Source organism: Roseateles violae, from assembly GCF_030410485.1.
Lineage (GTDB): Bacteria > Pseudomonadota > Gammaproteobacteria > Burkholderiales > Burkholderiaceae_C > Roseateles_D > Roseateles_D violae.
On sequence record NZ_JAUHHC010000004.1, the window covers coordinates 15,299 to 27,528 of the forward strand.

The window sequence follows — 12,230 nt, forward strand, 5'->3', positions numbered from 1 at the left end:
ATGCCGCGCCTGAGTCTGAAGGCGCTGACGGAAGGCGTTCGCAAGGCGTTCCAGGCAGCCCGGCCCGCGCGTCCGCGGCTGACGCCGCGCATCCAGTTCGACTCCTTCGAGCCGCGCGTGCTGATGTCGGGCGACGGCGTCGTGCCCGAAATCAAGGGGCGCATCGAGGTGCCCGGCGAGGTCGACCGCTACACCTTCACCTTGCCCAGCGATGTCAAGATCGTCTTCGACTCGCTGACCTCGGACGACAAGCTGCAATGGTCGCTGCAGGGGCCGCAAGGCCAGGTGAGCGCACCGCGCGCGCTGGACGCGACCGACGCCAACGGCCAGGGCGGCAATACCGCGCTGAACCTGCAGGCCGGCAGCTACACCCTGCAGATCGACGGCGTCGGCGACCATGCCTCGGCCGACTACGGCTTCCGCCTGATCGACCTGAGCCGCGCGACGGCGATCACGCCGGGCCAGCTCGTCCAGGGCACGCTGAGCCCCGGCAAGGAGACCGACGCCTACCGCTTCAATGCGCTGGCCGGCCAGGTCTTCTATTTCGACGCCCTTTCCAACCCCGGCAGCGTCGACTGGCGGCTGATCGGCCCGGACGGCAAGACGGTGTTCGGTCCCACGGCCGCCAGCAGCGACGTCGAGAACCAGTTGCTAATACAGAGCGGCGTCTACACGCTGCTGATCGAGGGCCGCATCGGCAATAGTGCCGACAGCAGCGCCTATGCCTTCAATGTGCAGCCGGTTCAGGATGTCGTGGCCGCGCTGCAGCTGGGCCAGTCGCAGATCGCCGGCCCGGCCTGGCAGGGCGGCGCCCTGAAGCTGGGCGGCGTGAGTTCGGTGCAGGCGCCCCTGGCGCCGGAGCTGGAGCTGACGCGCACCGTCACGATGGAAGCCTGGCTGACCGTCGACCGGTTCAGCAACAGCTATATGCCCATCGTCTACAAGGGCGGCAACGACGCCAGCCTGGGCGCGCACCGCAGCTACGCCCTCTTCCTCACCAGCGGCGGCGACCTGCTGCTCAGCAGCGGCGATGGCGGCGAGCAATACCTGTACAGCAGCGGCGGCCTGATCAAACCGGGCCAGCGCACTCATGTGGCCGCCAGCATCGACCGCGACAGCGGCCTGATGAAGCTCTTCGTCAACGGCAACGAGGTCGCCAGCGGCGCGGTGCGCACCAACGCCGACGCCTTCTCGGCCGCGAGCCAGCCGCTGATAATCGGCCGCACCGACGAGCCCTGGGGCGGCTTCAGCCCCTTCGCCGGCAGCATCGACGATCTGCGCATCTGGAAGAGCGCGCGCAGCGCCGCCGAGATCGCCGCCCATATGGGAGCGGAACTGGCTGGCGCCCAGCCCGATCTGGTGCTGAACTACCGCTTCAACGAGAGCGGTGGCACGGCGGTGCAGGACAGCGGCCCGCTGGGCCTGGGCGGCAGCGTGGTCAACCCGCTGCTGGGCGTCGAGGGCGCGATCAGCGGCCGCATCGCCACGCCCGGCCAGCGCGTCGTCTACGGCCTGGATCTTGACCAGACCCGGCGCCTGGTCTTCGATGCCCTGCGCGACAGCCCCCTGAACTGGAGCCTCGCCGGCCCGGGCGGCCAGCTGGTCAACGGGCGCGGTTTCGATGCCAGCGACTCGCGCGACCGCGCCGGCGTCGATGGGGTCAATCTCGATCCGGCCGCCTTCAACCGCGTCGTCTACGACTTGGGCCCCGGCCATTACACGCTGTCCATAGACGGCGCCGGCGATACGACCGGCGAATTCGCGTTCCGCCTGCTCGATCTGGGCGCGAGCGCCCTGCCCCTGACCCTGGGCGCGAGCAGCGGCGCCATCCTGCCGATCGGCAGCGCCAGCCAGGCCTGGTTCTTCAGCGTCGCCGCCGGCGACCGCCTCGCCTTCAGCCATCTGACGGCCGACAACCCGGATCTGCAGTGGCGGCTGATCTCGCCGACCGGCGAGCAGCTGTGGAGCACCTATTTCGGCAGCGACATCGCCGAGCGCACTTACACGCAAGCGGGCGTCTACACGCTGCTGGTCGAGGGCCGCCGTACGGCCCTCGCGCCGAACAGCCTGAGCTTTAGGGTCGACAAGACCGGCAACACGCTGGCCGAGCGGGTGGCCGGTTTCGATCAGGGCTTCGACGGCCCCGCGCTCGACCCGCTGTGGCAGACCGGCGGCGTGCCGAATACGCTGACGCCGGTCGGCGCGCCGAGCTACCGCTTCGAGACGCTGGACGGGGCCAGCGTGATCCGCCTGAACAGCGCGATCACCGGCCAGTACCGCGGCGCGGGCTGGACGACGGCCACCAACGCCGTCGGCCAGGGCTTCAGCTACGAGGTCCGTTTCAACACCTTGCTGCAATCGGCGGCGACCGGCTTCGACGAGCTGATCGGCCTGTCGATGATGGACGTGGCCGACCCCAGCCGCTGGGTGGCGACCGCGCTGGCCAGCAATGCCAGCGGCGGCGGCCGCACGCTGCGCGTCGACAGCCGCGGCGTCGGCGGCAGCGGCTTCCAGTCGCCGGCTTACGATTTCGCGGACAACACCTGGTACCGGCTGCGGCTCTGGGCCGCGAGCGACAGCACGATCAAGGCGACCCTGCTCAGCGATGCCGGCGCCGAGCTGATGACGCTGGATTTTGGCGTCACGACCGAGGTTTTCGGCGGTGGCGCGCGCTTCGGCATCTACCAGTCCAACACGACGACCGGCGGCACGGCCACGCACGATGTCGCGCTCGACTGGGCGCGGCTGAGCACGACGCCGGCTGCGATCAAGCCGCTGGTGCTGGGCGAATTCAATACGGGCAAACGGTTGCTGACGACCCAGCGCGATGTCTACGGCTTCAGCCTGGGCCAGCCGGGCCTGTTCGTGCTGGACACCCGCGAAAGCGGCTCGGCGACGCGCTGGACCCTGAGCGACGACCGCGGCACGGTGGCCAGCGGCAACTGGCTGGAGTGGCCGACGCTGGCGCTGAAGGCCGGCGACTACACGCTGCGCATCGACGGCAACACGAGCGGCGACTATGGCTTTCGCCTGCTCGATCTCGGCGCCGCCCCTGCCCTGCCGCTGGACCAGACCGTCAGCGGCACGCTGACGCCCGGCTACGGTGTGCAGAGCTGGCAGCTGGACGCGACGGCCGGCCAGCGCATCTTTTTCGACAGCCGCATGTCGCCCGACGCGGACTGGCGCCTCGTCGGGCCGGACGGCGATCAGATCTTCGCGTCCTGGGCCGGCTCGGACCAGGAGATCACGCTGGCGCAGACGGGCCGCTACACCTTGCTGCTCAATGGCTACAACAGCCACCCGGCGGCGCAGAACTTCGCCTTCCGCGTCGGCGACACCGGCGACCGCAGGGCCGACATCAGCATCGGCAGCGGTATCGACACGACGCCGCTGTGGGTGGCCGGCGCGCCGGGCCTGGGCGGCACGGCGCTGGAGCTGGACACGCAGCGCGACCTGATCCTGCCGCATGGCGCGGCCACCGATCTGCGCAATGACCTCAGCTTCGAGGCCTGGATCCGGCCCGATCGCTACGCCAACACCTGGCAGCCGATCGCCGTCAAGAGCGATGCCAGCGCGCAGCGCGAGTATTCGCTCTGGCTCAACAACAGCGGCTACCTCTATCTGTCGACCGCCGACGCCAGCGGTGAACAGGGCGTGTCCAGCGCCAACGGCTCAATCCAGCTGGGCGAGTGGGCGCATGTGGCCGGCGTCATCGATCGCAGCAACGGCCAGCTGCGCCTCTATATCAACGGCGTGCTGGCGGCGCAGAAGGACGGCCTGCGCAAGCAGGCAGCCGTCGCCAGCCCGGCGCCGCTGCGCATCGGCTCGACCGCCGAGACCAGCGGCGCCTATGGCAATTTCGACGGCGCGATCGACGAGATCCGCCTGTGGAACGTCGCCCGCAGCGGCCAGCAGATCGCCGACAACGCCGGAAAGGCCCTGCCCGGCCCCCAGGCCGGCCTGGCGCTGCGCCTGGGGCTGGACGAAGGCAGCGGCGACAGCGTCGCCGACAGCGGCCCGCAGGCGCTGAACGTGCCGATCAACAAGGCCTTTGCCGGCCTCCCCGGCGTGATCCAGGGCACGCTGAGCCAGCCCGGCCAGACCGACCGCTACCGTTTCACGCTGACGCAGCCGACCTGGATCGCCATGGACGTGCTGAGCAATGCCTACAACGTAGTCCGCTGGAACCTCAGCGGCCCGCAGGGCCTGGTGGCCAATGTCGGCATGACGCAGACCGACGCCAACGACGGCTTCCCGCTCTACCAGCTGCAGCCCGGCGACTACCAGCTGAGCATCGACGCCAGCACCGACAGCACGGCGCCCTATGCGCTGCGCCTGCTGGACCTCGGCCAGGCCGCCGAGCTGCCGCTGGGCAGCGTCGTCAACGGCATGCTCGCGCCGGCCTCGCAGACCCTGGCCTACCGCTTCGAGGCAACGGCCGGGCAGAAGTTCTTCTTCGATCGCCTGGGCGACGGCGGCGGCGACGGCTATTACCGCCTCATCGGCCCGAACGGCCAGCAGGTCTGGGCCAGCAATATCGACAATGACGTGGACACCTTCGCGGTCCCGCTGGCGGGCCGCTACACGCTGCTGGTCGAGGGCCGGCGCAACGAGCCGCGGCAGAACAGCTTCAGCTTCCGGCTCGTGCCGCAACCGCAGCTGGTCACGCCGATTACCTTGGGCGACTCGGTCGGCACCACGCCCCAGCTGGCGCCCGGCCGCTTCGGCATGGCCCTGCAGGCCGATGCGGCCAATTTCGTCCAGGTGCCGGACGGCCCGGCCACCGATCTGCGCGGCGACCTGACCATTGAGGCCTGGATCAATCCGGCGCGCTTCTCCAGCAGCTGGATGCCCATCGTCGCCAAGGACGATGCCAACAACCAGCGCGCCTACACGCTGTGGCTGAACGCCGACGGTTCGATCTACGGCGACACCCGCGACGCCAGCGGTCTGCAGGGCGCCCGCAGCGTGGCCGGCCTGGTGGCGACCGATCGCTGGACCCATGTGGCGATGGTGATCGAGCGCAGCGCCGCCACGCCGCGCATCCGTCTCTTCGTCGACGGCGTCGAGACCGCGCTGGCCTCGGGTGGCGCCTTGCGCAGCGCGCCCGGCATCGACACGGCGGGCACGCTGCGGGTCGGCAATGCTTGGTTCGCCGATACCTCGACCTTCCAGTTCGACGGCCTGATCGACGAGGTCCGGCTCTGGTCGCTCGCGCGCAGCGCCGCCCAGCTGCAGGCCGGCCGCGACCAGGCGCTGGCCGGCAACGAGGCGGGCCTCTCGGTCTATCTGCCGCTGGACAGCGTCGGCCCGGATGGCAGCACGCCGCTGGGCAACGGCGCTGGCACGGGCCAGCTCGTCAACAGCTTCGGCACGCTGAACGGCGTCATCGCCGGCACCCTGGCCAGGCCCGGCCAGACCGACAGCTACAGCTTCACGCTGAGCGAGCGCACCCAGGTGCTGGCCGACAGCCTGACGAATTCCTATGGCGTCGTCAGCTGGCGCCTGCTCGGCCCCGGCGGCCTGAACATCGTCCGCAATCTGAACGCCACCGACGCCGCCAACGGCTACCCCGTGCTGGACCTGCTGCCGGGCAGCTACAGCCTGAGCATCGACGCCAGCAACGACGACACCGCGCCCTATGCCTTGCGCCTGCTGCCGCTGGCGGCGCTGCCGGCAATGACGCCCGGCACCGAGGTCAACGGCACCCTGGCCCCGGGCAGCCGGACCGACGGCTGGCGCTTCGAGGGCCAGGCCGGCGCCAGCTACTACTTCGACGCGCTGGCCGCCAGCACCTCCGAGGGCCGCGTGCGCCTGATCTCGCCCTATGGCACCGAGGTCTGGGCCACTTCCGCGAACACCGACGTCAACACCTTCACGTTGCCGGTCAGCGGCAGCTACACGCTGCTGATCGAGGGCAACCGCGGCAACACCGACCTGCCCAGCAGCTACCGCTTCAATCTGCAGCCGGTCGTCGACACGCAGCGCGCGCTGGTGATCGGCCAGGGCCAAGCCTTCGCTCCGGGCTGGCAGGGGGGCGGCAACGGCCTGGAGCTTGACGGCACGCAATGGCTGGAGGCGCCGGTCGATCCCTCGCTGGACCTGCGGCACAACCTCAGCCTGGAAGCCTGGATCAAGCCCGAGCAGCCGGGCCAGAGCTGGACGGCGCTGTTCTACAAGGGCGATGGCAACTTCAACCAGCGCAGCTACAGCCTCTGGCTGAACCGCGACGGCCGTCTGCATCTGTCCACCAGCGACGGCAGCAACCGCAGCCTGGACACCGCCGCCGGCACCATCCAGTGGGGCCAGTGGCAGCATGTCGCCGCCGTCATCGACCGCGATGCCAAGCAGATGCGCATCCTGGTCGATGGCATCGAGAAGGCCAAGCTCGCGCTCCCCGGCGGCGACGCGGTCGTCTCCAGCACGCCGCTGCGCATCGGCCAGGCCCGCCAGGAGCTGCGCACCGAGATCACAGGCTACCAGGGCTTGATGCGCGATCTGCGCGTATGGAACACGGCGCGCAGCAACCCGGACATCGCCGCCGGCATGACGACGCCGCCGAGCTTCGGCACCCCCGGCCTGGTGCTGAACTACCTGCTCGACGAGAGCGCCGGCACCGTCGTGGCGGACCCGGTCGGGGGGCTGAACGGCAGCCTCGTCGGCTTCTACGACGAACTGCCCGACACCGTGCAAGGCCGCATCACGACGCCCGGCCAGCGGGTCATCTACACGCTCGATGTCGGCAGCACGAAGCGCGTCGTCTTCGACACCCTCAGCGACCTCGGCTTCAGCTGGAGCCTGAGCGGCCCCGGCGGCCGCTTGGTCGATGCGCGCAGCTTCCAGGCCAGCGACTCCAACGACCGGGCCGGCACCGACGGCTATATCGCCAACCCGGCCGACAACAACCGCGTCGTCTACGAACTGCGCCCCGGCCAGTACACGCTGACCGTCGATGCGCCCAACGATGATGTCGGCGACTTCGCCTTCCGCCTGGTCGACCTGGCCGCCGCGACGCCGGTCGCGTTGGGCACGCCGATCAATCTGACGCTGGAGCCGGGCAATGCGACGCGGGCGCTGAGCTTCTCGGTCGCGGCCGGCGACCGGCTGTTCTTCGACCAGCTTGCCGCCGCCACCGCCGGCCTGCGCTGGCGCCTGATCTCGCCCAGCGGCGACCAGCTCTGGAGCAGCGGCTTCAACGGCGACGTGGCCGCGCGCAGCTATCTGCAGGCCGGCAGCTACACCCTGCTGCTGGAGGGCTATCGCAACAACAGCAATCCGAATTCGCTCAGCTTCCAGATCACGCCGCAGGGCAATACGCTGGCCGAGCGCATCGCCGGCTTCGACGACAGCTTCGATGCCGCCCTGCCCGGCGCCAACTGGAACCAGGTCGGCGGCAATATGACGCTGGCCGCCGACACGCTGGACGGCGCCTCGGTGCTGCGCCTGCGCAGCAGCCAGACCAATTACCAGACGGGCAACGAGCTGCGCAGCGTCGGCAATGTGGCCGGCCAGGGCGTGCGCTACGAGGTGCGCTTCAACACGCTGACCCAGGGCGTGGCCGGCGTCAGCACCGACGAGTTCATCGGCCTGTACATCAGCAGCGCCGCCGACAGCAGCCGCAACGCCTGGGTCAATCTGTTCAGCGATGCCAACGGCAACCGCCAGTTCCGCAGCGGCACGAACAATGTCGGCGGCGTCGGCGCCAGCACGCCGGCCTTCGCCTTCGCCGACAAGACCTGGTATCGGCTGCGCCTGGAAGCGCCGGCCGCCGGCACGCTGCGCGCGGTGCTCAGCGACGACAACGGCCTCGAACTGGCCAGCCGCGACCTCGGCGTCACGACCGACGTCTTCGCCGACGGCATGCGCTTCAACCTCTACCAGTACGACGCGCTGGGCGGCGCGGTCCACCCGTCCGAGGTGGCCATCGATTGGGCCCGCGTGACGAGCACGCCCGCCGCGCCCCAGGCCATCGCGCTGGGCGAACTGGTCAACGGCAACCATGCCGGCAGCGGCGAGCGCGACCTCTACAGCTTCAGCGTCGCGCAGACGACCCAGGTCGTGATGGACCCGCGCGCCAACAACGGCGAGCTGCAGTGGACGCTCAGCAGCGAACGCGGCCAGATCGGCAGCCTGAACTTCCAGCAGCGCAGCTGGGATTACCAGGCCAATCCGGTGATGACCTTGACGCCGGGGACCTACACGCTGCAGGTCGGCGGCAGCGCCGGCCCGCTCGACTACGGCTTCCGCCTGCTGGATCTGGCCACGGCCAGCGCGCTGACGCCGGGCAGTTCCCGCTCCGGCACGCTGAGCCCCGGCAACAGCACCGAGATCTACCGCTTCACGGCCCAGGCCGGCGAGCGCTTCTTCTTCGACGCCCAGCAAGTCGGCAATGCCGACAGCAGCTGGCGCCTGATCTCGCCCAGCGGCCAGCAGCGCTGGATCAGCGGCCTGGGCAGCGACGTCGACACTGCGAGCCTGGACCAGAGTGGCGACTGGACCCTGATCGTCGAGGGCCGGCGCAGCCAGGCCAACATCACCAACGCCTACCGCTTCAATGTGCAGAAGGTCGACGACATCGTCGCCCCGCTGACCTTGGGCGCCACCGTGCAGGCCGAATTGACCCAGGCCGGCCAGCAGGCCCGCTACAGCTTCACGCTCGATCAGCGCAAGCAGCTGCTGTTCGACACGCTCAGCAACGCCGACTTCAGCTGGACGCTGACGGGCCCGCTGGGCACCGTGGTGAACCAGCGCGGACTGCGCTCCACCGATGCCGGCAGCATAGCCGGCGATCCCAGCCTGGACCTGGTGCCGGGCAGCTACACGCTGACCCTGGACGCCAGCGGTGACGACATCGGCAAATTCGCCTTCCGCCTGCTCGACATGGCCGTGGCGACGCCGATCACGCCCGGCCTGCCCTTCACCGCCCCCCTGCCCAGCGGCAGCGAGACCCAGCTCTACAGCTTCACGGCCGCGGCCGGCGACAAATTCTTCTTCGACGTCCAGCAGGTCGGCAGCAGCACCGGCGTCTGGCGCCTCTACGGCCCGACCGGCAATCTGCTGGCCAAGCTCGACAGCATGGCCGATCTGGATGTGCAGACTTTGGCCGAGGCGGGCCGCTACACGATCGCCATCGAGGGCCGCTACGACGCCAGCGCCGCCAATGCGCTGCGCATGCTGGTGCAGCCGCTGCCCGAGGTGGCGCCGGTGCGCATCACCGGCCTCGAATACCAGCCGGCCGCCGACCTGGTCGCCCAGGGTCTGCAGCTTGTCGGCGAAGGCGGCGTGATCGAGTCGGGCGGCGCGATCACCGTCTCCTGGAGCGATCGCAACGAGGGCACGCTGCCGACCGCCGGCAGCTGGCGCGACCGCGTCGTCCTCAGCCGCGTCGATACCGGCGAGCTGCTGGCCACCGTGCTGCTGCCCTATGACGCCGGCAACGAGGGCCCGCTGGCCGCGGGCGCCGCGCTGGCGCGCTCGGTACAGCTGACCCTGCCGGAAGGCCTGCGCGGCGCCGGCCTGCTGCGGGTGGCGGTCAACGTCGACGTCGACAACGCGCTGGACGAGCGCAATCCGGCCGGCAGCGCCGAGAACAACAACAGCGCCAGCACCGAGGTCACGGCCACCTTGCCGACCTATGCCGATCTGCTGCCCGAGCTGCTCAGCGTGCAGCCCACCGCCGCCGGCTGGGAGCCTGGCGACCGGGTCACCGTCGCCTGGACCACCCGCAATGCCGGCAATCGCGCCGCCAGCGGGGCCTGGCAGGAGACCCTGGTCGTGCGCAATCTGGTCAACAACCAGATCGTCTACAGCACCAGCATCGAGCACGACGGCAGCCCCCTGGCCGCCGACGGCGGCAGCGTCGCGCGCAGCCTCTTCTTCGCCTGGCCGGACGGCATCAGCGCGAACGGCCGCTTTTCCTTCACCGTCACCGTCGATGCGGCCGGCCAGGTGGCCGAGGTCAATGCCGGCGGCAGCGGCGAGAGCAATAACAGCGCCAGCCTGACCCGGCTGTCCGCGCCCGATCTGCAGCCCGGCTTCCTGCAACTGGCCCCGGGCCCGGTGCAGAGCGGCGGGCCGCTGACCCTGCACTGGTCGCTCAGCAATGCCGGCAACTCGACCGTGCTGAGCGGCTTCGCCGAGCGGGTCACCGTCTTCAACAACACGACCCACCAGACGATTCTGAGCCAGCTGATCGTCTATGACCCCGCCGTGGACGGCGATATCGCCGCCTTTGGCCAGCGCCAGCGCGTGCTGACCCTGCAACTCCCCGAGGGCGCGGCCGGCGCCGGCAATCTGACCATCACCGTCAGCAGCGATGTCAACAACGAGCTGATCGAGGTCAACAACGCCGGCACCGCCGAGTCCAACAATTCGGCCAGCATCGACGTCGTTTCCAGCGTCGCCGCCTACCCGAACCTGAAGGTCGGCGCGCCGGTCGCGCCGGCCAACGCCAAGGGCGGCCAGACGGTCAGCGTCAGCTGGACCGTGACCAATATCGGCAGCGTCGCCGCCACCGGCAGCTGGGTCGACCGCCTGGAACTGTCCGCCAACAGCAGCTACGGCGACGGCGACCAGCGCGCCAGCGCCGAGGTCGGACACAGCGGCCCGCTGGCCGCCGGCGCCTCCTACACGGCCACCGCACAGATCACGCTGCCGCTGCAGTTCGACGGCACGCTGAACTGGATCGTCCGCACCGACGCCGGCAATGCGCTGCTGGAGCCGGACACGCGCGCCGACAACACCTCGCCCGCCACGCCGATCCAGGTGGCGGCGCCCTATTCCGATCTCCATGTCGAGGTGGTCAGCGCGCCGACGGCGGCCGTCGCCGGCACGCAGATCGAGATCGCCTGGCGGGTGCGCAATGTCGGCGACACGCCGGCCACCGGCAGCTGGAAGGACCGCCTGGTGCTATCCCAGGACGGCGTGATCGACAGCGGCGATCTGGTGCTCGCGACCGTGCTGCACAACGGCCCGCTGAGCCCGCAGGACGCCTATACCGAGCGGCGGACCATCGCGCTGCCCGCCGATCTCAGCGGCAGCTGGTTCGTGCTGCTGAAGAGCGATCTGGACGGCAGCGTCTACGAGGGCGCGCGCCTGGGCAACAACCTGGGCATGGCGCCCGCTGCGCTGGCCGTCTCCGCCGCGCCGGCCGCCGATCTGGTCGCGAGCCAGGTGCTGGCGCCCGGCGAGGCGCTCAGCGGCGCGGCCGCCACGGTCGCCTGGACCGTCAGCAATGCCGGCGAGGCCGCCGCGACCGGCCCCTGGGTCGACTACGTCTATCTGAGCGCCAATGGCCAGTTGGCCGGCGCCGTCCTGCTGGGCACGCGCACGCGCAACGAGGGGCTGGCCGCCGGCGCGCATTACGACGCCACGCTGCAGGTCCAGCTGCCGGCATGGGCCGACACCGACAGCGCGCGCATCCTGGTCCTCACCGACGCCGGCCAGCGCGTCTACGAATCGCAGCGCGAGGCGAACAACCTGGCCGCCGCGGCCCAGCCGATCGCGCTGCGCCACGTCAATCTGGTCGCGGCCGAGCTGCAGGCGCCGGACACGGCCGCCTCCGGCGACCCGCTGCATGTGGTGCTGAACGTCGCTCAGTCCGGCAGCACGGGCCTCAGCGGCAGCTGGACCGACAAGCTCTATCTGTCCGCGACGCCGACCCTGGGCAGCGGCGCCCGCCTGCTCGACAGCAAGCCGAGCAGCCGGCAGCTGGACGCCGGCGGCGGCTACAGCCTCAGCTTCGACATCACCTTGCCGGTCGATGTGCAGGGCCGCTGGTATTTGCTTGCCGTGACCGACTCGCAGGACCAGATCGAGGAAGTCGCCAGCGAAAACGACAATCTGGCCGTTCGGGCGATCGATCTGACGCTGGCGCCCTATGCCGATCTGGTGGTCGGCAATGTGACGGCGCCGCAGCGGGTGATCGCCGACCCGGCGCGGGTGACGGTCGGCTGGACGGTCAGCAATGCCGGCACCGGCGCCGGCCTGGTGAACGGCTGGACCGACAGGGTGGTGCTGTCGACCGACGACATCATCGGCAATGCCGACGACCTGCTGCTGGGCAGCTTCGCCCACGAGGGCGGGCTGGCCAAGGACCAGAGCTACAGCCGCAGCGAAACCATCTTCGCGCCGGCCAACTACCGGCCCGATCGCTACCAGGTCTTCGTCCTCACCGACGCGGCCGGCCAGGTGTTCGAGAACGGCCAGGAGGCGAACAACCGCGCCAGCGC

At 70.1% G+C, this 12,230-nt stretch carries 1 protein-coding gene (cut by a window edge); it reads left to right on the forward strand.

What is annotated here, in order from left to right:
• Positions 1–12,230, forward strand: the 5' end (the start) of a protein-coding gene (locus QWJ38_RS14615) for an Ig-like domain-containing protein (RefSeq protein ID WP_290359847.1). Its footprint extends 30,586 nt past the window's final position; the window shows 12,230 of its 42,816 coding nt (coding positions 1–12,230); it begins with the start codon at positions 1–3; its stop codon lies off the right edge, out of view.